This window comes from Sulfolobus sp. A20 (genome assembly GCF_001719125.1).
Classification (GTDB): Archaea; Thermoproteota; Thermoprotei_A; order Sulfolobales; family Sulfolobaceae; genus Saccharolobus.
The window spans coordinates 665,292-686,690 of record NZ_CP017006.1; the positions used below are offsets into that span (position 1 = coordinate 665,292).

Genomic DNA, 21,399 nt, shown 5'->3' on the forward strand with positions numbered 1-21,399 from the left:
ATTAAAAAATATTGTTCACGTTCATCATTATAAAAGTTAATTTATAAGTTAGTTATATCATTTAGAACTATGGAAGTTAAGATTAAACAAGTAGATGAAGTGAAGATAAGTAGATATATCATAAAGGAGACTATGGAAGATTGGTACAATTTTGTAGAATCAGATGTAGTAATAGTAGGAGCAGGTCCATCTGGCTTATCAGCAGCCTACTATTTAGCAAAGGCTGGTTTAAAGACCTTGGTATTTGAAAGAAGACTGAGCTTCGGAGGAGGAATTGGAGGAGGAGCCATGCTTTTTCATAAACTAGTTATAGAGAAGCCAGCTGATGAAGTATTAAAAGAATTTAATATCAGACTTAAGGAAGTTGAAAAGGACGTGTTTATAGTGGATTCTGCAGAGTTTATGGCAAAATTGGCTGCGGGAGCAATAGATGCTGGAGCCAAAATAATTCATGGAGTTACTGTAGATGATGTTATATTTAGAGAAGACCCATTAAGAGTAGTTGGAGTAGCAGTAGAGTGGACAGCTACTCAAATGGCAAGTCTCCACGTTGATCCAATATTCATCTCAGCTAAGGCTGTTGTAGATGCCACTGGTCATGATGCAGAAGTAGTCTCAGTTGCCACAAGAAAAATTCCCGAGTTAGGAATTGTTATACCGGGTGAGAAGTCAGCTTATAGTGAAAAAGCCGAAGAGCTTACTGTCATGAACACTGGAAAGGTTGCTGAAGGATTATACATTACTGGAATGGCTGTAACGGAAGTTAAAGGACTCCCAAGAATGGGACCAATATTTGGAGCCATGGTTCTATCTGGTAAAGCAGTAGCTGAACATATAATAAATGATCTTGTGAAAAACCAGATAAAGATCTGAAAGACTTAAGTTTTTTCATTTTTAAACCTTAATTGAAAACTAACGAAACCTAGAACACTCATATTTTTCTTGAGGGGATTTTCTGAACATATGCGTAAATCTTAAATGCTAATTAGAATTCTAGAATAATGAACAATAATGTCATCATCAGAATCGACTAAAATTAAGATTTCAGATAAAGCTGAAGGAATAATAGAGAGACAATTCCAAAATACGTTAATAGGAAGAAGAGAAATCTCGATAAAAGTTTATCACATGGGTAGCGGAACTCCGTCGAGGAAAGACATGATAAAGTCTGTGGCTCAAGCACTAGGAGTACAAGAGAATTTAATAGTAGTTAGAAAAATTTTTACTAGCTATGGTGCTGGAATAAGTAACGTAAAGTTACACGTTTATAATTCAAGGGAAGTCCTCGAAAAAATTGAACCAAAATACTTATTAGATAGAGACGCGGGAACAAAGCAGAAGAAAGGAGGAGGCGGTAAGAGTGGCAAAGAATGAAAAAGTTAAGGCAATAGTTAGGACGTATTATGTAATTGAAAACGGCAAGATAAAACTAAAGAATAAGAAATGTCCTAGATGCGGTAGTGTTATGGCTCATCACATGAAGCCTAATGAAAGATGGGCTTGTGGCAAATGTGGATACACTGAGTTTATAGGTACTGGGAGGAAAAAGTAATCGAAATGATAGTACTAGGAATCGAGTCTACAGCTCACACTTTTGGAGTTGGCATTGCTTCAGATAAAGAACCATATGTCCTCGCCAATGTAAGAGATACTTTTGTTCCTAAAGAAGGTGGAATGAAACCTGGAGATTTGCTAAGACACCATGCTGAAGTATCAGCAACTGTGTTAAAGAAGGCTCTTGAAGTATCAAGATTGACAATCAGAGACATAGATTACATAGCGGTAGCCTTAGGTCCAGGTATGGGACCAGCCTTAAGAGTAGGTGCTACATTAGCCAGAGCGTTATCTCTAGCTTATAATAAAAAACTAGTGCCAGTAAATCATGGGATTGGTCACATAGAGATAGGTTATTTAACTACTAATGCAAGGGATCCCCTTATTCTTTATTTATCAGGAGGAAATACAATAATAACTACTTTCTATAAGGGTAAATTCAGAGTATTTGGGGAAACTTTAGATATTGCATTAGGTAATATGATGGATGTTTTCGTAAGAGAAGTGAAACTAGCTCCGCCGTATATAGTAAATGGTAAACACGTAATTGATATTTGTGCAGAAAAGGGAAGTAAGCTATTGAAATTACCGTATGTAGTTAAAGGACAAGATATGTCATTCTCCGGTTTATTAACTGCTTCGTTAAAATTAGTTGGCAAGGAAAGGCTAGAAGATATATGCTATAGTGTAAGAGAGATCGCATTTGATATGCTTTTAGAAGCTACTGAAAGGGCTCTAGCATTAACGCAAAAGAAAGAACTTATGATAGTTGGTGGGGTTGCAGCAAGTGTAAGTTTGAGGGAGAAATTAAAGGAGCTTGGTAGAGAATGGAATATTTCAATAAAGATTGTTCCTCAAGAATTCGCAGGCGATAACGGGGCAATGATAGCTTATACTGGAGTATTAGCGGCATCTAAAAATGTTTTTATTAATATAAATGAATCGTATATCAGACCAAGGTGGAGAATCGACGAGGTAGAAATACCTTGGAGAGGTTAATTAAAAGAGGAGCAGAATCGGAGATATATGAAGGATATTTCTTAGGGTTACACGCAATTTATAAGCGAAGAGTTAAGAAAGCTTATAGAAATCCTGAAATTGATCATAAAATAAATTATGAGAGAACAATCCTGGAAGCTAAGATAATTTACTCGGCATTAAAGAATGATATAAATGTACCTGCTGTTCTATTCATCGATCCAAATAAGTACTTGTTGGTATTAGAGTATATTGAAGGAATTACAATACGTGATTTATTAAGCGATAATATAAAAATTGATATAAATGAGCTAAGTAGGATTGGCAGGGAAATAGGAAAAATAGCTGGAAGACTCCACAAGGCAGAAATAGCTCACGGAGACTTCACAACAAATAATTTGATAAAAAAAGATGAAAAAATATTTCTAATTGATTTTGGATTAGCTAGGAGATCAAATGACGAAGAAGACTTTGCTACTGATGTCCACGTATTTCTGAGGTCTTTAGAGAGTGTTCATTCTGATTATAAGGACGTAATTTATCAGTCTTTTGTTAAAGGATATAGCGAGATAATGGGCGAAAGGGTAAATGAGATAATTAAATTAGTTAAAGAGATAAGAATGAGAGGAAGATATGTTGAAGAAAGACGTAAAAGTAGGGCTAGTAACGAGTAATAAAGAAAAGTATTTAGAAATGAGAGAGATAGCCGAGAAGTTTAGCCTAAATCTAGAATGGATAGTAGGAGAAAAGGTAGAAATACAGAGTAATAATCTGGAGGAAATATCTAGACACTCTGCAATTTTCGCCTACTTGAATTATAGGCGACCACTTATAGTAGATGATAGTGGATTATTCATTAGAGCTTTAAATAATTTCCCCGGCCCGTATACAAGTTTCGTGAAAAAAACCATAGGAAACGAAGGAATCTTAAAGCTAATGAACGGAGTTAATGATAGATACGCATATTTTATGACAGTAATTACGTTTACCGATGGTAGAATAATTAGGAGTTTTACTGGGATCGTAGAAGGATCTATAGCGTACGAGATGAGAGGAGAAAGAGGCTTCGGTTTTGATCCTATTTTTATACCTCAAGGTGAAAAAAGAACTTTTGGAGAAATGAGCTTGGAAGAGAAAAACATGTATTCGCACAGAGCAAAGGCGTTTATGAAATTCGTAGAATTCATTTGTAATTACGTTTAATCTACATTACTTATACCTGAGGGTCTCCTTTATGCTCTCTTCATTAAGTTCAATGTAATGCTTTTTATAATATGATTCTATATAGTTTAAGTCATCTTCAGTTAAGTCTGGTAAATTATCCATGTTAGTATACTTATTGAGATCTGACAAGGAGGAGATATTAGGTATAACCGAAGAGACCTTATCGTTTTTAAGGATAAACTTTAGCGCTAATTGATATAATTTCATACCTTTCTTCTCTGCAAAGTTTTTCAACTCTACGCTGTTTTTCACCCCTTTTAATAACCAATTAATATCCTTTAGAGACCTATGTAACTTAGGATCTTCAAGTATAGGCCATTTATCCTCATCTAAAATGTCAGAGGCATGAGGAACCCTTATAAAATGACCTATATTAAATTTTAAGAATTCATTACCTGGATTCTGTTCTATGATATTGTAAATATATTCTAGGCTTTCGTAGCCATTTCTTATAGCTTCAAGTCCCTCTTCTCTCCAACCTAATGTTGGTCCTAGTGCCACACCTATCATTCTAACTATGCCGTCCTTCTTCAATGATCTAAGAAAGGATAGTATTTCTTGATTTTTTATTATAGTCATTTTAGGATTATGAATCATTAAAATATCAATGTAATCCGTATTCAGCCTCTCCAATGACTTCTTTAATGCGAATTCTAAGTATGGGATATCGAATTTCTGCTTCATCTTACCTCCCTCTTTATGATAGAAATCATAACCTATTTTAGTTAAAATTACAATTCTATCCCTCTTGGTACTCAAAACATTCCCAATTATCTCTTCTCCTTTCCCTTCGCCATAAACGTCTGCAGTATCAAAAAAGTTTATTCCCATTTCATAACTTCTTCTCAATATTTCTTCTGCCTTGTTAACATCAGCCCCCCACCAATCAGTAATTATACTCCAGATTCCTAATCCTATTTCAGAAACTTGAATGTCGGTATAACCTACGCGTCTGTAGTTCATGTAATATCACTCATTACAATCATTGAATTTTAAATAATAAAAGATAAACCTATATTGATGCTAATACGAGTTAATGAAAAGCAATTTGATGAAGTTCTACATAAATTAAAATCAATGGTCTACGATTATAACTCTAAGATTAAGGAGTTTGGAGTGTACTTGAAACCTTATCACATAGTTTATAAAAATGGTAAAAAATATATCTATGTGGGGAAATATTGGTATAGATTGGAGAAGATAAGGGGAAAGTTAAGATGGATATATCTGGGCAAAGATAAGCCGATAGAAAGCATGCCTAACCCACCTAAAATTCCAAATTCAACGATAATTAAGGAAAACACTGATTATATAATAGATGAGGAGTTATTAAATAAGCTCGAAGGAGATTGATTTCTTAATTTCTTCATCCTTCATGTTTAGACTCTTTGCATTTACGATAGTTATTATATCTTCAGTGTCTAATCTAATTAATTCAGAGAGCGCTAAAGCTAGGCTCGGGTTAAATGGAGAGCTGGAGAAAGTTAAATTAGCGTTTTTTCTAGCATTAATTTTAGCTATTGTATACAAACTCGCTAAGGCATCATATATTGTGGTAAGGTTTATAGTTTTAGAATAGATAGTCCTTCTTAAAATATCTAAGGCATCTGAGTTGCTAGATGAAGATGAAATATCTTTGATTATTTCTTCGTTCACTTTACAGACTACTCCAGTGGATACTTTGTGTTTTATTGCTAATGAAATAGAATAATAGTCCTTATAATAGCATATTATGTTCTCAGCATAAGTCTTCCAATCCCCTCTAAAGCTTTCAACAATCTCAGACAACTTCTTTATGAAGTAGAAGTCGAGTAGGGATAAGAGTAGTGAAAGATTTTTAGCTTGCCCTTCCTTTAAAGCATAAGACAAGGCTTCCCCATATATTGTACCCTTTAGTATGTTTGATAGCTCATCTATTGTAGATGGTAATTGGTCTAAATACTTTTTAAAGAATCTTATACTGTTATTATTACTTCTTTGGTTTATAACGCTTGTTATTATATTTTTGAATTCATCTAAAGACATAACGTATAAATATAGATCAGTAATATTATATGTTATTCTAAATACAGAGAAATAATTTCTAACCTTTTCAAGTAGATCATAAGCTCTCTTCTTCATTAGATACTCAAAATCTTCCAGCGATGATGGTTGTTCTTCGATTATACCCCTCTCCTTAAGTACGTTTACCGTACTATTCCAGCTTTCGCTCGAAATTAGTTCATTTACTAAACCTTTAGTTAGAAGTACAAGTTTTTGGGCACGGGATATAGAGTGTATATATGAAAAGATTGCTATACTCACTTTAACGCACCTAATATCTCTCTAATTACCTCATTAACAGCCTTATCCACGTTCTTTTCAGCTAATTTCCTTATCTCTACTATTTGCCTTTCTCTTTCTGCAACATATTCTTTCCTTATATTGTCTATTTGGCTTTTCTTCTCATTATCTATGGACTTCTGAATCTCCTCTAAGGTTTTCTCGGCTGTTAATCTTAACTCAGAAATGTAAGAGTCAGAAAGCGTAATTAACCTTTTAGAGTCATCTGCTAACGTTCTTTTAAGCCTCTTAATTTCCTCTTCAAACTCCAATATTGCCTTTGCGTATGCGTTAAATTTGGCTTCGCTCATCAATTATAATGTTAAAAAGTTACTTATAATGGTTTTCTTCCCCTTACGATATAACCAGTGTGTGTAACCCCAATATTTTTTGGTCTTACTGCATTCTCCTTCACCTGGTATTCTCTCAGTAATAATTCCTCAACATGTATGTCAACAAATCCTAACTCTTTCATGGTAAAGTATGTCTTCTCTATTTGATTTACCGTTGGGACGAAAACTACTACGGGAGAGGAAGGAGATAGTGATGAGGAAACTTTGGGTATCGCGTTCCAAGGGTCTGGCATATCTAAAAATATTGCATCAACGTCTTTCTCGTCAATACCTTCTCTAATATCCTTTATTTTAAATATTATCCTATCTTCAACTCCTACTACTCTTGCGTTAAATTTAGCTATTTCTTGCATATCTTCCCTGACATCATAAGTATATATTTTCGCACTACTCGGCAAAGAGAGAGCCAACGATATGGTTAAAAACCCTGATCCAGTACCGGCTTCAATTACCTTATTCACTTCGCCTATTCTAGCTGAAATTAATACATATCCGATATCTTTAGGATAAAGTACTTGTGATGGTCTTTTTAATCCCTTAACATACAGATCATGAATTGTAGGCTTTAGTATATAAGCCTTAAGACCGCTAGATAGAGTGGCAACACTACCATACTCCAAGCCTATAATATGATCGTGTAGTAAATATCCTTTGTCTGTGTCCAATCTCTTACCCTTCTGTAATTTCACTATGAATGCCCTCTTGTTATCTATCCAAACAACTACGGGATCTCCTTCTTTTAATGGCATCATATACCTACAAGATAATTAGCTATTATAATCATCTCTTTTCGAATAGAAAAAAGATCTTACAGGAAGCAAAAATCAGCTTTGGTGTCTTATTTCACCACTCAAAAATACCAGCCTTCATCATTCTTCTGTAGTTACCCATAATTCCTTCCGTATAAAATCACCTATGGCTGCTCTTATTACTTCACTTCTTGAACTATATCTTCCTGTATTAACTAATTCGTCTATTGCTTCTAAAAATTGTTCTGGCAATTTAACTGTTATTATTTTCATAGTGTTTCAGATGTCATAGTTAACCTTATAACCCTTATAAATGTTAAGCCATACTAAAATGACCACAAGTGATTAAAATATACTGTAGCAATATCTACGAAATATTTGTGATTAGAGAATAAACCAGTTAGCATATTATTATTTTTGACGATTAGCAATACTGCATCAGAAGTAATTATACCACTACCGAATAAAGAATGACTTCTCTTAACTTGTAATGATGGTAGGTTGGGGAAATTTACGTTATCATCAATTAGCACTCTAGTCTCAGCCTTAAACGCATTAGCTTTTATTAGATCTAAAATATCATCTCTCACCAATTCTTGATAAGATAGTGCAATAAGATATACCTTACTAAAATCCTTCAATAACCTAATTACATTGTCAATAACTGAATCCTTTGGAATCACCATTATGCTGTAAAGGGTAGTTGAGGCAAACAAATTAGAGATTGGATCTATGAAGTTCTTCTCAAATTCATTAATTTTTTCTTGAAATGTACTTTTTATTTTACTCCACACCTCTTTTAATGGGATAGCTTCATATATTGCTGGTCTCTTATCTATCTTTAGAACCCATCCTCTCCCTTCTAACTTAGACAATATACTGTAAACTTTAGTGTAAGGCATGTTGAGCTTGTCAGAGATTTCCCTAGCCGTAGCCCTACCATATATTAAGAGATATGAATAGATCTTGAGCTCAGACTTAGATATGCCAAAGACTGAGGCAAACTTAGATATTCTACTAATCGTCTCTTCCAACAACTCAAATGACATTTATAATTTATTAGGTAGAAACAGAGTTTTAAAAATAGTGATAAGAAATGGGTGGAGCTTCAAAGAAACCTATTTCCAATTTAGAAAAGAAGCTGAAGAAGGAAGCTGAAAAACAACAGAAGGCAGAGGAAAAGAAGAAAGGTCCTTCAAAGACTGGAAAAGAAGTGATAAGTAGAGCCGTAACAATAGATGATGAAACTAAGAGAAAAGTAATTGATGAGATAAAGAAAGAAAGTATGGTTACACCTTACACACTAGCCTCTAAATTAGGTGTGAGTATAAGTGTTGCAAGAAAAACGTTAAAAGAGCTCGAAACTCAAAACGTAGTGAAACTATATTCTAAAAATAGACGCCTAAGCTTATACATAGCAGCGTGAAGCTATTCCTCTTCTTCTGTAGCAGAAGTAGATCTTCTTTTTACATCTCCTCTGATCTTTTTCACACCCTTACATAGATTGTTGATGACTGGCTCTAAGTAAGTTATTGAAAGTTGCTTTGATGTGGGAATTAGCACTGAGCTTTCTACTAAAACCACTGTATCATCTTCTTCTGCCTCCTTTACTATAAGATTATTTGGAGAAGTAACAAATGTAGGAGAATACCCTATTATTTCACCCTCTTCATTTTCAATACTTTCTCCAACTATTAAGTAGGGTATATCATTTTCTATTGCTCTCGCAATTGCTAAATGTTTCACTATTTGTTGCTTCTTAGTATCAAGAGCCTTCATAGTACCTATCACTATTTCTGCTCCACCTAGTGCTAGAAGTCTGCTGATTTCTGGAGATAAAACGTCGTCTTCAGCAATTATTCCATATTTCTTATCTAAGACCACATTTACTGGTTCTTTTCCAGAAGATATACCTAGCCTTATATCTTTCTCAGATAAAACGGACTTCCTATATTTGCCTATAATTTCACCTTGCGGGGAGATTATAAGGGAAGTGAGAAATATTTTAGGACCAGCTTGCTCCAGTATTGGTCCAACAATTAGATGAACTTCTCCGTCCATTGCTAAATTTATTAGCATATCTGTATTATTGCCAGGTATTTTCTCAGCTAGGTTTTTTATATAACTCCTTAATTTTTTATCATTATCATAGATTTCAAAGATATTACCTGAAGGAAATAGAGATGGTAATATAACTAACTTTGCTCCTTTTTCCTTAGCCTGCTTTATTAGTTTTTTTGCCTTCTCCAAATTATGTTTTCTTGATAATTCTTTAAGCCTTAGATGAATTAATGCAATAAGCAAAACATTCACCAATTACTTAATTGTTTGTATTTCATCATATAATTCTTTTAAGACTTCTATATAATCAACTTTGCCATCCTCTATTTTACTCATTTTCTCTAACAAATTACTAGTCCTGTCCTCAGAGACAATAAGTGAATACTTAGAGTTAAGATAATTATAGACCTCTTTACCTATATCTGTTGGAACTAATTTCTTTAACGTCTTTGATTCTACCACGTATCTTCTCTTCTTTAAAGTAGATATTATAGTTGCATAAGTGCTAGGTCTTCCTATTTGCTTTCTTTTCATCTCACTTACTAATTCACCTTCAGTATATAATTGTATCGTGCTTCTAGTGATTACGTTAATAACTTCCGCAGAATATTCATTTCCTTCAGCACTCTTATCGATAGGTGAATATAGCTTAAATGGAATGTACAAGGCGGATTCTAGGACATGCGTGAATTCTTCGCCCTCCTTTATTTTATAACCTATAACTAATTCAATTTTATCGTTCTCTAGCTTCAAGTCTATCTTCTCTTCATTAAGTGAATATGCCCTTATATTAATTATCTGTTTATTAAGAACTAAGGAGGGTAATTGGCTAGAAACGAATCTCCTAAATATTAAGTCATAGACCCTGAAGTGATTTAGGGTAAGTCTCTTAGGTATATCTATATCTCCCTCTTCAATAGATGCCCTTAATAATTTCTCGTCAAGCGGACGAGTAGGTCTAATTGCCTCATGAGCACCACCTTCCCCCCAAGTTCTCGGCTTAAACACTTTATTAATGTCTACTTGTTTAGATTTCAAATAGCTTTCGGCAACACTTATCCCGATATTAGAGATTCTTGTACTATCAGTCCTGTGATAAGTTATCAAACCTAGCTCAAATAGATCTTGAGCTATTTTCATAGTTTCAGAGGCAGATATTCTTAGGATAGAGGAAGAATCTGATAAAAGTGTATCAGTAGTATATGGAGGAAGAGGACCAAACTCCTCACTATTCTCACTGACTTTCTCAATCCTCACTGTTACTCTATCACCTTTCTTCAAGTTAGCTTGTTTGGGAATTGTTAGATAATATTGAGTTAAAGAACCCGTAGTTTCAGACAAAATACTAAGTTTAGCTATTAAGAACTTCTTCTTATTTTTTGGATTTATATAATCCTCATATCTTTGAACTACCCAGCCTAATACCGGAGTCTGAACTCTCCCTGCACTCAAGTTCTGATTCCTATTACAATTTAACGTTTCAATTCTCTCTATCCTTTTCTGTAATTTTTCTTTAGACTTCTCATTTTTACTTGAACTAACCTTCTCCTCCAATTTAGGCAATTGTTTCTTAATATTTTCACAATAATTACTCCAAAATTCAGTTTGAACCTTCTCTGAGAGCTTAAATCCCAACCATCGATCCTCTATCCTTCTTACTATCTGAGCTTTAATGAGTTTTAAATCGAATTCTCTAGGATTATTTATCGCATTTGTAATAGCCCTTCTGGTTACCTCATGAAATTCAGCCCTCCTTATATTATTATTATAAGGTCTTATAGCCAAGTAAATATCCCATGCAATTTTCTCTCCTTCAGTATCTGGATCAGTACCTATCAGAACTTCATCAGCTTCTAAAGCTAATTCCCTTAAAATTCTCACAGTATCTGTTTTATCAGAAACTATTGGTGAACTACATATAGGACATTTATCCGTTTGAATGTCTTGCACTATCTGATGTCCATTAGTGCATCGCTTTATCGTAGAATACAATGGAATGAACTTATGGTCCTTTACTGTTACACCATATATTTTCGATTCTCCCTCTTTTGAAATGTTATACTCACTATCAGTTACTAAGTCATAAACGTGCCCACCACTAGCAGTTACAATTAATAGTCTGTCCCCTAACACGGTTTCATATACTTTAATCCTTCCGTAAGTCCTAGAGGAAGGCTTAGAGAAGAAATTTGCTATAGTTCTAGCCTTGTTTGGTGACTCGACAATAAGTAATGTAGTCTTTACTTTCAATGATGAAGGAGAAATCGTACCTTCAGTCTTGATCTTTCTCAGATTTTCCCTCTCTTCGCTTATTTTAGTTATAATATCGTCTAAGGAAATATTACCAATCTTATTCTCATCTAATTCAAATGGGAGCCAATTAATCTCATCTAAAATTAAACTTAACTTTTTATTAAGTATGTCAAACAATTTTTCATTGTCAATTAATAATACTGAGAGCCCGGTAGTAAGAGCTGATCCATATAATCTAGAAGTTCTCCCACTGGCTTGTATATAAGTCAGATAGTCAGGCATTAATATGTAGTCTCCGCTTAAAACTATATCGCCTATTTCAGTGATTCTATCTAATATTTGTTTATCCTTTAAAGACTGATTTAATATTTCATAGCCCTTTTTAATCAATGGATCATCAATTTTATCTTCTTTTATATCTTTAGCTAACATAGCTAAAGCAGCAGGTGATATATTCCTTAATCTTCTACGAATATGACCTAAAATCTTTCTTAATTCCTCATCGTTCTTAATCAATGAAATTATACTTAATAATCTAGTTAAAACTAACGGATGTACCGTTTCCCCGATCTTGAACTTAAACTTAGGTATTCCAACGAACACTGCATACTTGATTCTCCAAGGCAAATCTATGCCCCTAACTAATACCCCGTAATGGGTAGCAACTCCTACTAAAACGTCTATAGATTCTCTTTCAAAGTCTTCCAACTTGCTAATAGATGATGATAGTATAGAAACTGCATTTATTCCGTGGCTGCTTAGAATAGAAGCTAACTTATCCGCGTATGAAGCACCTTTTTCTATTGGAACATAAACTAAGGTACCATCTCTCAATCTTTTTATTAGTTTTATTAATATTTCAATTATACATTCTTCATTTAATTGGTTATCACAAGTCTTGTTTAAGTTGATATAACTATCAACGATATTCCTTAAGTAAATAATTGAGCCTCCCGGTCTAAAACCCATTAAAGCTGATAAGGTAGGGTTGCCTCTACTTATAGTAGCAGATGAGAAAATTACTGTCCTATTACCTAATTTTGAGGCTCTAATTTCTTGTATTTTACCGAATTTCTGTTCATCTTCTATATTTTCCCTAAGTAAACTTTTTACTCTCTGTATATCATCCTCACTGAAACCTATAAGCCTTAAGATTGAATTAGCGCTCTTACTAGATTTCAGTGCAGCATCCACATCATCAACAAATATGAAGTTAAAATCAACGTTAAGTAAATCCTCTAAATTCTTAATTAGATATCTACTTGTAGTTAAGAATATATCAAAATTACCCTTAACTAATTCTTTTAATATGTTTTCATTTTTATTGTCGGAAGATTGCTTATTATACAATATTTGCAAAGGCTGTGAGACAGCATCTGAAAATTTAGATAGTTTATCCTTAGCTTGAAGAACCAATGTTCTAGTTGGAAAGATCATTATTGACTTTTTGCCGTTCATAGCATTATATATCGACATTAATAGACCAAACGTAGTTTTACCTAATCCAGGAGGAGCTACTATTGCAAAGCTTTCCCCTCTAAGAAACCTTATCACCCATGACCTTTGTGGACCTAAAGGCTTGGAGTTTAATGCAATTTGAAATATTTTCTCTATATTATTGTATTCGTTAAATATGTTGCGTAATACTTTTAATTTTATCAGTCTATTATTTTTGTACAATACTTCTATAAGATTACGTATATCTTCAAATTTCAAATCATCCTCTAAACACGATTCGCATACTGAACCCTTATATAATCTATCTGCCGTTATATCGTTTCCACAGTTTGGGCAAGATTTAGTGTAAACTGAGTAAGGAATCTCCTCCAACTTCTCAATCTCGTATTGTTTTAATGAGTAAGATTTATTTTAAACGTTTCGGAGTACACTACTAAGATGTCCCAACAGTTAAAACTTAAAGTAACAGAAGCTAGGCAAAGAGACGTGGGTAGGAAAGTTGCCAGAGTTAGTGAATATACAATGAAAAAATTAAACATTGAAAATGGAGATTACATTGAGATCGTTGGACCAAATGGAAGTGCTTTAGCTCAAGCTTTGATTGGAGATGGAATATACGAAAATGAAATTAGAATTGACGGTTACATCAGGAAATCTGTAGGTGTTGGAATAGGAGATGAAGTAGTAGTTAGAAAAGCACAAGTTCAAGATGGGACTAAAGTAGTTTTAGCCCCTACTCAACCCATATCCTTTAGCCAAAGTTTTGTCGAATACGTTAAAGACCTATTAATGGATAAACCTTTAACTAGGGGAGAAACTATCTCAGTACCAACTTATATAGGATCAATAGATTTCGTGGTAGTATCTACGCAGCCATCTAATTCTATAAGGGTTACTGGAAGAACTTCATTAGAGATAAAAGAGGAGCCAGCGAAAGAAGTCGCTGCATTTCCAAAAGTGACATGGGAAGACATTGGAGACCTAGAGGATGTAAAAGAGAAAATCAGAGAAATTGTCGAATTACCTATGAGACACCCTGAAATTTTCCAGCATTTAGGTATAGAACCACCTAAAGGCATACTACTTTATGGACCACCTGGCGTAGGAAAAACATTACTTGCAAGAGCCTTAGCTAATGAGATAGGAGCGTACTTTACTTCAATAAATGGACCTGAAATAATGAGTAAATTTTATGGTGAAAGCGAACAAAGACTAAGAGAAATATTTGAAGAAGCTGAAAAGAATTCCCCAGCAATAATATTCATCGATGAGATAGATGCCATAGCACCTAAGAGAGAAGAAGTAACAGGTGAGGTAGAGAAAAGAGTTGTAGCCCAATTGCTAACTTTAATGGATGGTATAAAGGGGAGAGGAAAAGTAATAGTGATAGGAGCTACTAACAGACCTGATGCAGTAGATCCTGCATTGAGAAGACCGGGGAGATTTGATAGAGAAATTGAAATAAGACCTCCTGATGATAAGGCTAGAAAGGAGATTTTGCAAGTCCATACTAGAAATATGCCATTAGCTGATGATGTAAACTTAGATAAAATAGCTGAACAGACTCACGGATATACTGGAGCCGATTTAGCAGCATTAGCTAGAGAAGCAGCAATGAACGCACTAAGAAGATTCATAAACGAGAATAAAATTAATCTTGAACAGCAGCAGATACCAGTTGATGCACTGAAGGAACTTAAGGTAACTATGCAGGACTTCGTAAATGCTATGAAATTCATTCAACCTACTCTATTGAGAGAAGTATACGTGGAGGTACCTAAAGTTAGATGGCAGGATATAGGAGGATTAGAGGATGTAAAACAACAATTGAGAGAAGCTGTAGAGTGGCCATTAAAGTTCCCAGAAATGTTTGAAAGACTATCTATAAGACCTCCTAAGGGTATTTTACTATTTGGACCTCCGGGGACTGGTAAGACTATGTTAGCTAAGGCAGTTGCCACAGAAAGTGGGGCTAACTTCATAGCAGTTAGAGGACCAGAAATACTATCTAAATGGGTAGGTGAAAGTGAAAAGGCAGTAAGAGAGATCTTCAGAAGAGCGAGGCAAACAGCTCCTTGTGTTGTGTTCTTTGACGAAATTGATTCAATTGCCCCGATGAGAGGCTTTACTCATGATTCTGGAGTTACTGAAAGAATAGTAAATCAGCTATTGTCAGAAATGGATGGAATACAATCATTAAATAGAGTCGTAGTGATTGCAGCTACTAACAGACCTGATATCTTAGATCCAGCCTTATTAAGACCAGGGAGATTTGATAGATTAATTTACGTTCCCCCACCAGACGAGAAGGCTAGATTAGAGATTATAAAAATATATACTAAAAACCTACCCTTAGATGAAGACGTAAATCTTGAAGAGTTAGCTAAAAAGACAGAAGGTTATACTGGAGCAGACATTGAAGCACTGGTAAGAGAGACTACTATGAGGGTATTAAGACAGAACTATTACCAATGTATAGATCAAGCTAAAAGGGAATGTAAGGACTCACAAGAATGCGTAGATAAGACAGTTAAAAGTTGTATGGATAGATCTATAATAAAGATTAAGCTACAAGATTTTCTGGAGACTATGAAATTTGTAGGGGCTAGTTTAACTAAGGCCGATATAATGAGATATGAAAATATGGCTAAAGATTTGAAGAGGGTAGTTTTAGGATGAAAAAAGAGTATAAACTAGTTCTAGTAATTGCTGATGGCTTAGGTGATAGACCAGTTAATAAATTAAATGGATTAACCCCATTGGAAGCTGCTAATAAACCTAACATCAAAGAGCTATTAAAGAATTCCATAGTAGGTTTAATGGATCCAATTTCACCCGGTGTTATAGCTGGTAGTGATACTTCACATCTCTCGATTTTCGGACTAGATCCTCACAAGTATTATAGAGGAAGAGGAGCATTTGAGGCATTAGGAGCAGGAGCAGAACTTAATGATGGAGATGTAGCTTTCAGGGGAAATTTCGCTACAGTAAACAATGATCTAATAGTGACCGATAGAAGAGCTGGTAGAAAAATAGAAGAAGGAGAGGAATTAGTTAAAGAACTTAATGAAAAAATAAAAGAAATAGACGGAATTAGAATTAAATTTTACAAAGGAACTGAACACAGAGTTGCAGTAGTTTTATCTGGAAAGGAGTTAAGTGATAAAATTTCTGACACTGACCCTCATCAAGAAGGGCTAAAATTATTTCAAAGTAGGCCATTGGATAACGATTTCAAATCTCTTAGAACAGCAGAGATAGTAAATAAGTTAACTAGAAAAATTTACGAAGTACTTAATGACTCTGAAATAAACAAGAAGAGAATAGACAGAGGAGAAAAACCAGCTAATATCATCTTATTAAGAGGACCATCTTACTACATTAAGCTACCTAAGTTGGAAAGTTACACTGGCTTAAAAGCTGCAGCGGTTTCAGCTACGGCATTAATTAAGGGAATCTGCAAAGAATTAGGCATGAATGTAGTTACGCCCCCTGGTGCAACTGGTGGGATAGATACTGATTATAATGCTAAGGCTAATGCTACAATTGACTTGCTCAAGGATTATGATTTCGTTTTCTTACACATAAAAGCTACTGACGCTGCATCTCATGATGGATTAATAGAAGAGAAAGTAAAGGCAATAGAAAGAATTGATAGTGTAATAGGTAAAATAGTGGACAAAGTGGGAAGAGATAGCTTGGTGTTAGCCTTTACTGGAGATCACACTACTCCAGTCGAGTTCAAAGAACATACTGGTGATCCCGTACCCATAATGATATATGTTCCTTATCCTATAGTTTATGATAGTGTAAATGATTTCAATGAGAAAGAGGTTAGAAAAGGTAGTTTAAGAATAAGGGGACTAGATGTTTTAAATATTTTGCTTAACTACTCTAATAGAGCAGAAAAGTATGGAGCATAGATGATGAGGCTCGAAAGGGCAGATAGATGAAGAGCCTGCGCAGGTCTGACAAATCTAACATTTTTTCACGTAAGCTTTATTCAATAGATCTAAAGTTCTCCATCTAATCACTTCATTGTTTATGATAACCACTGCACCTACACCAGGCTGTCCATATATTATAAAACTTCCTAATTCAGAGTACATGATAACTGGCATTACGAGTAAGTCCTCTTCTCCTTCTACTAAAATAATTCCACCATTTGACAAAGCTTCTCGAATAGTATCAAATGTAGATAGTCTTATGACACCAGCTTCATTCTTTATCTTGTATTTTATCTTCCATTTACTTTCTACTCCAATCTTTCTCCTAGTCTTTCCATCAACAATTTCTAGGTAGGGGAGAATACTATTAGTTTCTAAAAAAGCACTTACATAATCACCTACAGTTATTATCTTTCTATTGCGGAATTCTTTCAAAAAATTTAGAAATAAATTATTATTTACAAATAAAATACCATATGGTCTAGAAAGTTCTCTCCTTAGATTCACATCATCAAATGTAAAGCATAATTCTATTTCACTATTATCGCGTATCTCCAAGGTTTCTTTACCTCTGCTATATTAGAGATTTCCGAATTTTCGTCAATAACTATTATAATACCATCCCAATCATCACTAAAGTTAGTAGATCCACAAATTGGACATACAGAATCATCTGGATTAACCAAAGCCTTACAATTTTTACAAGCCTTGAATAAAGATTTCCTGGCCATTTAAACATCACTGCTTTTTAATCCACTCTAATTTTCCTAAGTAAGGTTGTCTCATCGTTAAAGCTATTCTAGGTAATCTTGAAGAAGTAGCTGAGGCAATGCTAATTACTCTTGCCCTTACTTTATCTCCCTTCTGTATGACCTTTTTGGATTTTTCTGCAAAAATGACCCCCCTTGTATTATCAAATTTAAGATTATCGTCAGTTATCTGAGATATGTGCACTAATCCGTCAACTGGACCTAAATTAACGAAAACACCATAGTTGTCAACTTGAACAACTTCTCCTTCCACTACTTCTTGAGGAACTGGAACATATGTGAGCATATTAAATTCAACTTCATGATATGTAGCCCCATCTCCAAATACTAAAACTCCTTCCTCATTTACCTTAATGTCCAAAATAGCTAGTACTAATCCTAAATCTTTAATTAATTTCTCTTGGTATTGTTGTCTTAGCTCATTTATCGAGACCTCTTCCAAAGGCTTACCGAATTCACTTGGCGGAATCCTAACCACACTACGTGCTTTAATAAGTTTATACATACGTTAGATAAAATATAAGGATTTTATAATTTTACTCCTACCTTGTAGATATAATACTCCTACACCTTTTTTAATAGAAATGTTTTTTAATTTTTTGTCATTAGTAAAAATAAACATATCATGTTTAAGGGCAGTCCTAATAAGAGCGTCATCTGTAGGCAATTCTTCATAATCCCTAATTAAATTCCACATGTTTTTATATGTATCCAAATATTTTCTGGCTATTCTAACTCTTGTTGGAATAATAAATCCTTTTTTATTTCTTTCTTCCAATATATCCAATTCTTTTAAGACATTTGAATGAATATAAAAAGTAGGTTTATATTCTAACAATTCTATAATTTTAGTAAAAGGATCCAAACCATCGTATATATATAACAAAATATTTGTATCTATCAAAACCTTAATTATATAATTCCCCATCCTATCATTCTCCACCTTCCACCAATCTGTCTACTAATTACAACTCTAACTCCTTTAGACCAAACGGCAACAGGTCTCCTTAAGCTAACTTCAATCTCATCAGATTTTACATGTGTAACCACTCCGAGAGTAGTGGAAGATCCAACAGATAACATTAGAGTCTCCTTAGGTCTTATAGGATCAACCTTTAACAATTCCTTTACACCAACAACTCTCTCCAATAGATTATATTTCATTCTGAAATCCCAAAGAACATCTATCTTAGAATTAGCTGAGGTTACAACGTTTCCAAGCAAACTATCCGCCTTAGTTAATGAAGGATCTAAGTAAGTTCCTATAGCCACTAGTCCACCGGGCTTAGCCTCATTGAACTCCTCATCCCCAAATCTTATCGACGAAACCTTAGTGTAAATAGGCTCATAACTTACCTTCCCTTGACTTTCTACCCTCAAACCTGGAACAATCTTTATTTCTTGATCTATTTTAAACATACCTTGAATTATACTTCCTCCTATCACACCACCTTTCAAGTCTTCAAACGAGGTACCAGGCTTATTAATGTCAAAACTCCTTATAACTAACATTACGGGTTGTTGGGATAAATCTCTATAAGGAGTCTTTATTCTCTCCTCTATAGTTTGCAATAAGTAGTCAACATTTAATTTATGCAGAGCACTGACAGGTATTATGGGAGAGCCCTCTGCCCAGGTACCTTTTATAAAATTCTGTATGTCCTTGTATTGTTTTAATGCTTCCTCTCTTGATACTACATCCACTTTATTTTGAACTATAATTAGGTTCTTAGTACCAATTATTCCTAACGCAACGAAATGCTCTCTAGTCTGTGGCTGAGGAAAAGGTTCATTAGCTGCTACTACTAAAATAGCCCCATCCATTAAAGCAGCTCCGGAAAGCATAGTTGCCATTAGAACTTCATGACCTGGAGCATCAATAAACGACACCCTCCTTAAAAACTCCGGTTCTTCATCAGATCCACAAGATTTACAAGATGGTTCAGTTACATAAGCCTCAGGTTTCCTACAACTTTTGCATAAACCTATACTAGTCTCGGCATAGCCTAACTTTATTGTCATTCCCCTCTTAAGTTCTTCAGAATGTTTAGAGGTCCATACTCCGGTTATAGCTTGGACTAACGTAGTTTTACCATGATCTACATGACCAACAACTCCTATATTCACTTCAGGTTGAACTTTAGGCCAAACCAAAAACCATTTCACCTTATAATAATCGTATTAACTTGTACCACATCTTGACTAATCATATTACCCCTAACCGTTCTTCTCCTACGCTGACCATCTTCCTCTGGGTAAAATCCTGGTGGACCACTTAATAATATCTTCCTTTTAGCACTACCCGTTACGTCAAACCTCATAGCGAAACCAGAATTATCAGATCCACCAGTTATCTTCAACTTAGCTGGAATGCCTACTAATGAACCATCTATAACATCACCAATTTTAGAACCTATTAGTGAGGAAGCCTTGTTTTGATCAATACTTATTTGAACTGATTTAGTCCTATACGCTAATGCTTCAAATTCATCCAAACCAAACTTTTCAGACATGGTTTTACTTATCCAAACTTCGTTTTCTGGAACACTATTATCTAACTCTATCTTAAAATGACCCTTTACCTTAACCTTCTTATCTCCCTCTTGTTTTTCTATTTCCAAGGTTACTAGCATATCAGCATTTAAGGCTTGTTTCGTCTTCTCACTCATTTTAGCAAGAGGCAGAGCTTTTCCCTCTTTCTCTCCAGCTATAGACTTAACTTGATCTGAAGCCTTAACCTTAATCTTAGCCCTTTTGGGCTCCTTAGTTTGAGGGTCTGAAATTACTATCTTGAAGTCTGGCATAAGTTAGTGTCACCTTTTTAGTGGTATAACTGAAAACAAATATATAAAATCGCGTTACCATTAATCATCGTGGAATAATGTTAGGAGTTTTATTAGTCTTGCACGGGAGTAAATTACCGGATTGGAAGGAAGTTGGTATTAAATATGCTGAATATCTGTCTAAGTATTTCAATCTAGTAGAATATGGCTTCATTGAATTTAATACTCCAACACTAAAGGAAGCATTAGATAGTCTACTAAATAAAGGAGCTGATCAAATAATTGTCGTTCCTTTACTTTTTGCTACTGGAATGCACTTTAAGCGAGATATACCGAAGCTTCTAGGTTTAGATAATGAGAAGGACATTGAGTATATGGGAAAGAAGATAAAAGTTACAATAGCTGACCCATTAGGCTTTGACGAGAAAATAGGAGAAGTTTTAGTAAGAAGAATAAAAGAATCTTTATTAAAAACTGACTAAGATGCTCCTGCTACAAGTAGTTCAGCTTTAGTTGGATCGTATGCCCAGTCGATTGGTAATTTTTTAATACTTTTATAATACCTTACTAGCCTTCTGATTTTAGATTCAACTTCTTCTAAGCCCTTCTTAGCGGTTTTATCTCTTGGGAACTCATTTAAATGCCTTCTAATATTTACAGCTTTTCTTATTAAGTTAAATAGATCTTCTGGTATTGTAGACTTAAGATTCCTCTCTTCAAGAATTTTAGTTAGTTTTTTACCGGTGACTTGCTTAACTAATGGAATACCATACTGATCCCTAAGTATAACACCTATCATTGAAGGAGAATATCCCTTCTTGGCTAATTCCTCTACTAGCATCTCAACTTCCTCTCTAGTGAACCTTATCCATTTTGGCGATCCAGCCCTTGCTGGTCTAATTGAATGCGATCTCCCTCTTGCTCTTCTTTTATTCATTCACTAGCAC

26 protein-coding genes are annotated in these 21,399 nt (G+C 34.5%); 11 read left to right on the forward strand and 15 right to left on the reverse strand.

All coding sequences use genetic code 11. The annotated features are described in order from the left end of the window. Window positions 1-69: 69 nt before the first annotated feature. The 6 genes from BFU36_RS03640 to BFU36_RS03665 all read left to right on the forward strand — a co-directional run bounded on the left by BFU36_RS03640 (window position 70) and on the right by BFU36_RS03665 (window position 3,735). Entirely contained in the window at window positions 70-873 is an 804-nt protein-coding gene (locus BFU36_RS03640; RefSeq protein WP_069282317.1) for a sulfide-dependent adenosine diphosphate thiazole synthase, read from the forward strand. Between the two features lie 138 nt (window positions 874-1,011). Continuing rightward, on the forward strand, window positions 1,012-1,374 hold the full coding sequence (locus BFU36_RS03645; protein ID WP_069282318.1) for a 30S ribosomal protein S24e: 363 nt from the start codon (window positions 1,012-1,014) through the stop codon (window positions 1,372-1,374). After that, window positions 1,361-1,552, forward strand: coding sequence for a 30S ribosomal protein S27ae (locus tag BFU36_RS03650; RefSeq protein ID WP_069282319.1), 192 nt, complete (start codon window positions 1,361-1,363; stop codon window positions 1,550-1,552). Before BFU36_RS03645 ends, BFU36_RS03650 begins: the two co-directional genes overlap by 14 nt. A gap of 5 nt (window positions 1,553-1,557) precedes the next feature. Beyond that, the gene (gene kae1 / locus BFU36_RS03655) at window positions 1,558-2,553 is read left to right on the forward strand and encodes a KEOPS complex N(6)-L-threonylcarbamoyladenine synthase Kae1 (protein ID WP_069282320.1); all 996 of its coding nucleotides are present in this window, start codon (window positions 1,558-1,560) and stop codon (window positions 2,551-2,553) included. After that, window positions 2,514-3,206, forward strand: a complete 693-nt coding sequence (locus tag BFU36_RS03660; RefSeq protein WP_069282321.1) for a Kae1-associated kinase Bud32 — start codon at window positions 2,514-2,516, stop codon at window positions 3,204-3,206. The genes kae1 and BFU36_RS03660 overlap by 40 nt, the downstream gene beginning before the upstream one ends. Next, window positions 3,166-3,735, forward strand: a complete 570-nt coding sequence (locus tag BFU36_RS03665; RefSeq protein WP_069282322.1) for an XTP/dITP diphosphatase — start codon at window positions 3,166-3,168, stop codon at window positions 3,733-3,735. The genes BFU36_RS03660 and BFU36_RS03665 overlap by 41 nt, the downstream gene beginning before the upstream one ends. 6 nt (window positions 3,736-3,741) lie before the next feature. On the opposite strand, the gene BFU36_RS03670 is transcribed toward BFU36_RS03665, so the two are convergent. Then, window positions 3,742-4,719: an aldo/keto reductase gene (locus tag BFU36_RS03670; protein ID WP_069282323.1), complete on the reverse strand. Its 978-nt coding sequence runs from the start codon at window positions 4,717-4,719 to the stop codon at window positions 3,742-3,744. A gap of 57 nt (window positions 4,720-4,776) precedes the next feature. Here BFU36_RS03670 and BFU36_RS03675 point away from each other — a divergent pair, with 57 nt between their 5' ends. Further along, entirely contained in the window at window positions 4,777-5,109 is a 333-nt protein-coding gene (locus BFU36_RS03675) for a hypothetical protein (protein ID WP_069282324.1), read from the forward strand. On the opposite strand, the gene BFU36_RS03680 is transcribed toward BFU36_RS03675, so the two are convergent. The 5 genes from BFU36_RS03680 to BFU36_RS03700 all read right to left on the reverse strand — a co-directional run bounded on the left by BFU36_RS03680 (window position 5,086) and on the right by BFU36_RS03700 (window position 8,229). Beyond that, window positions 5,086-6,060 carry a V-type ATPase subunit gene (locus BFU36_RS03680; RefSeq protein ID WP_069282325.1) on the reverse strand — a complete coding sequence of 325 codons (975 nt, stop codon included), beginning with the start codon at window positions 6,058-6,060 and terminating at the stop codon, window positions 5,086-5,088. The genes BFU36_RS03675 and BFU36_RS03680 overlap by 24 nt on opposite strands. Beyond that, window positions 6,057-6,389, reverse strand: a complete 333-nt coding sequence (locus BFU36_RS03685; protein WP_069282326.1) for a hypothetical protein — start codon at window positions 6,387-6,389, stop codon at window positions 6,057-6,059. The genes BFU36_RS03680 and BFU36_RS03685 overlap by 4 nt, the downstream gene beginning before the upstream one ends. A 23-nt stretch (window positions 6,390-6,412) precedes the next feature. Further along, window positions 6,413-7,183 (reverse strand): tRNA (adenine-N1)-methyltransferase, encoded by a 771-nt coding sequence (locus tag BFU36_RS03690; RefSeq protein ID WP_083216345.1) that lies wholly within the window; start codon window positions 7,181-7,183, stop codon window positions 6,413-6,415. Window positions 7,184-7,300: 117 nt separating this feature from the next. Continuing rightward, on the reverse strand, window positions 7,301-7,453 hold the full coding sequence (locus BFU36_RS03695; RefSeq protein ID WP_069282328.1) for a ribbon-helix-helix domain-containing protein: 153 nt from the start codon (window positions 7,451-7,453) through the stop codon (window positions 7,301-7,303). Window positions 7,454-7,506: 53 nt separating this feature from the next. Then, on the reverse strand, window positions 7,507-8,229 hold the full coding sequence (locus BFU36_RS03700; protein WP_069282329.1) for a TrmB family transcriptional regulator: 723 nt from the start codon (window positions 8,227-8,229) through the stop codon (window positions 7,507-7,509). 47 nt (window positions 8,230-8,276) lie between these two features. Here BFU36_RS03700 and BFU36_RS03705 point away from each other — a divergent pair, with 47 nt between their 5' ends. After that, window positions 8,277-8,606, forward strand: coding sequence for a 30S ribosomal protein S25e (locus BFU36_RS03705; RefSeq protein WP_069282330.1), 330 nt, complete (start codon window positions 8,277-8,279; stop codon window positions 8,604-8,606). Between the two features lie 2 nt (window positions 8,607-8,608). Here the strand turns inward: BFU36_RS03705 and BFU36_RS03710 are convergent, their stop codons facing one another. Together BFU36_RS03710 and rgy are read right to left on the reverse strand one after the other, a co-directional pair. After that, window positions 8,609-9,484 carry a carbon-nitrogen hydrolase family protein gene (locus BFU36_RS03710; protein ID WP_069284574.1) on the reverse strand — a complete coding sequence of 292 codons (876 nt, stop codon included), beginning with the start codon at window positions 9,482-9,484 and terminating at the stop codon, window positions 8,609-8,611. A 12-nt stretch (window positions 9,485-9,496) separates the two neighbouring features. After that, a complete protein-coding gene (rgy, locus tag BFU36_RS03715) occupies window positions 9,497-13,333 on the reverse strand; it encodes a reverse gyrase (RefSeq protein ID WP_143576903.1) in 3,837 nt (1,278 codons plus the stop codon). Between the two features lie 57 nt (window positions 13,334-13,390). Here rgy and BFU36_RS03720 point away from each other — a divergent pair, with 57 nt between their 5' ends. Both BFU36_RS03720 and BFU36_RS03725 read left to right on the forward strand, forming a co-directional pair. Next, a complete protein-coding gene (locus BFU36_RS03720) occupies window positions 13,391-15,631 on the forward strand; it encodes a CDC48 family AAA ATPase (RefSeq protein WP_069282332.1) in 2,241 nt (746 codons plus the stop codon). Next, on the forward strand, window positions 15,628-16,875 hold the full coding sequence (locus tag BFU36_RS03725) for a 2,3-bisphosphoglycerate-independent phosphoglycerate mutase (protein WP_069282333.1): 1,248 nt from the start codon (window positions 15,628-15,630) through the stop codon (window positions 16,873-16,875). Before BFU36_RS03720 ends, BFU36_RS03725 begins: the two co-directional genes overlap by 4 nt. 54 nt (window positions 16,876-16,929) lie before the next feature. Here the strand turns inward: BFU36_RS03725 and BFU36_RS03730 are convergent, their stop codons facing one another. From BFU36_RS03730 to BFU36_RS03755, 6 genes are read right to left on the reverse strand one after another with little or no spacing between them, the layout of a single operon-like run. Beyond that, on the reverse strand, window positions 16,930-17,457 hold the full coding sequence (locus BFU36_RS03730; RefSeq protein ID WP_069282334.1) for a GTP-dependent dephospho-CoA kinase family protein: 528 nt from the start codon (window positions 17,455-17,457) through the stop codon (window positions 16,930-16,932). After that, a complete protein-coding gene (gene spt4, locus BFU36_RS03735) occupies window positions 17,430-17,630 on the reverse strand; it encodes a transcription elongation factor subunit Spt4 (protein ID WP_069282335.1) in 201 nt (66 codons plus the stop codon). The genes BFU36_RS03730 and spt4 overlap by 28 nt, the downstream gene beginning before the upstream one ends. A gap of 7 nt (window positions 17,631-17,637) precedes the next feature. Further along, window positions 17,638-18,174: a DNA-directed RNA polymerase gene (locus BFU36_RS03740; protein ID WP_069282336.1), complete on the reverse strand. Its 537-nt coding sequence runs from the start codon at window positions 18,172-18,174 to the stop codon at window positions 17,638-17,640. A 3-nt stretch (window positions 18,175-18,177) separates the two neighbouring features. Further along, window positions 18,178-18,597 carry a PIN domain-containing protein gene (locus BFU36_RS03745; protein ID WP_069282337.1) on the reverse strand — a complete coding sequence of 140 codons (420 nt, stop codon included), beginning with the start codon at window positions 18,595-18,597 and terminating at the stop codon, window positions 18,178-18,180. After that, window positions 18,582-19,823, reverse strand: a complete 1,242-nt coding sequence (locus tag BFU36_RS03750) for a translation initiation factor IF-2 subunit gamma (RefSeq protein WP_069282338.1) — start codon at window positions 19,821-19,823, stop codon at window positions 18,582-18,584. Before BFU36_RS03750 ends, BFU36_RS03745 begins: the two co-directional genes overlap by 16 nt. A gap of 8 nt (window positions 19,824-19,831) precedes the next feature. After that, window positions 19,832-20,473 carry a 30S ribosomal protein S6e gene (locus tag BFU36_RS03755; RefSeq protein ID WP_069282339.1) on the reverse strand — a complete coding sequence of 214 codons (642 nt, stop codon included), beginning with the start codon at window positions 20,471-20,473 and terminating at the stop codon, window positions 19,832-19,834. Between the two features lie 77 nt (window positions 20,474-20,550). Between BFU36_RS03755 and BFU36_RS03760 the strand changes: the two genes are divergently transcribed. Next, a complete protein-coding gene (locus tag BFU36_RS03760; RefSeq protein WP_069282340.1) occupies window positions 20,551-20,934 on the forward strand; it encodes a CbiX/SirB N-terminal domain-containing protein in 384 nt (127 codons plus the stop codon). Here the strand turns inward: BFU36_RS03760 and BFU36_RS03765 are convergent. Next, window positions 20,931-21,389 carry a 30S ribosomal protein S15 gene (locus BFU36_RS03765; protein ID WP_069282341.1) on the reverse strand — a complete coding sequence of 153 codons (459 nt, stop codon included), beginning with the start codon at window positions 21,387-21,389 and terminating at the stop codon, window positions 20,931-20,933. The two genes, BFU36_RS03760 and BFU36_RS03765, sit on opposite strands and share 4 nt — an antisense overlap. Window positions 21,390-21,399 lie beyond the last annotated feature (10 nt).

Bases quoted from the DNA above. Each gene is read 5' to 3' on its own strand.
- BFU36_RS03740 (WP_069282336.1), bottom strand. From the start codon at position 18,174: ATGTATAAACTTATTAAAGCACGTAGTGTGGTTAGGATTCCGCCAAGT.
- BFU36_RS03695 (WP_069282328.1), bottom strand. From the start codon at position 7,453: ATGAAAATAATAACAGTTAAATTGCCAGAACAATTTTTAGAAGCAATA.
- BFU36_RS03685 (WP_069282326.1), bottom strand. From the start codon at position 6,389: ATGAGCGAAGCCAAATTTAACGCATACGCAAAGGCAATATTGGAGTTT.
- spt4 (WP_069282335.1), bottom strand. From the start codon at position 17,630: ATGGCCAGGAAATCTTTATTCAAGGCTTGTAAAAATTGTAAGGCTTTG.
- BFU36_RS03675 (WP_069282324.1), top strand. From the start codon at position 4,777: ATGCTAATACGAGTTAATGAAAAGCAATTTGATGAAGTTCTACATAAA.
- BFU36_RS03705 (WP_069282330.1), top strand. From the start codon at position 8,277: ATGGGTGGAGCTTCAAAGAAACCTATTTCCAATTTAGAAAAGAAGCTG.
- BFU36_RS03745 (WP_069282337.1), bottom strand. From the start codon at position 18,597: ATGGGGAATTATATAATTAAGGTTTTGATAGATACAAATATTTTGTTA.
- BFU36_RS03720 (WP_069282332.1), top strand. From the start codon at position 13,391: ATGTCCCAACAGTTAAAACTTAAAGTAACAGAAGCTAGGCAAAGAGAC.
- BFU36_RS03640 (WP_069282317.1), top strand. From the start codon at position 70: ATGGAAGTTAAGATTAAACAAGTAGATGAAGTGAAGATAAGTAGATAT.
- BFU36_RS03670 (WP_069282323.1), bottom strand. From the start codon at position 4,719: ATGAACTACAGACGCGTAGGTTATACCGACATTCAAGTTTCTGAAATA.
- BFU36_RS03665 (WP_069282322.1), top strand. From the start codon at position 3,166: ATGTTGAAGAAAGACGTAAAAGTAGGGCTAGTAACGAGTAATAAAGAA.
- BFU36_RS03760 (WP_069282340.1), top strand. From the start codon at position 20,551: ATGTTAGGAGTTTTATTAGTCTTGCACGGGAGTAAATTACCGGATTGG.
- BFU36_RS03755 (WP_069282339.1), bottom strand. From the start codon at position 20,473: ATGCCAGACTTCAAGATAGTAATTTCAGACCCTCAAACTAAGGAGCCC.
- BFU36_RS03725 (WP_069282333.1), top strand. From the start codon at position 15,628: ATGAAAAAAGAGTATAAACTAGTTCTAGTAATTGCTGATGGCTTAGGT.
- kae1 (WP_069282320.1), top strand. From the start codon at position 1,558: ATGATAGTACTAGGAATCGAGTCTACAGCTCACACTTTTGGAGTTGGC.
- BFU36_RS03700 (WP_069282329.1), bottom strand. From the start codon at position 8,229: ATGTCATTTGAGTTGTTGGAAGAGACGATTAGTAGAATATCTAAGTTT.
- BFU36_RS03645 (WP_069282318.1), top strand. From the start codon at position 1,012: ATGTCATCATCAGAATCGACTAAAATTAAGATTTCAGATAAAGCTGAA.
- BFU36_RS03690 (WP_083216345.1), bottom strand. From the start codon at position 7,183: ATGATGCCATTAAAAGAAGGAGATCCCGTAGTTGTTTGGATAGATAAC.
- BFU36_RS03765 (WP_069282341.1), bottom strand. From the start codon at position 21,389: ATGAATAAAAGAAGAGCAAGAGGGAGATCGCATTCAATTAGACCAGCA.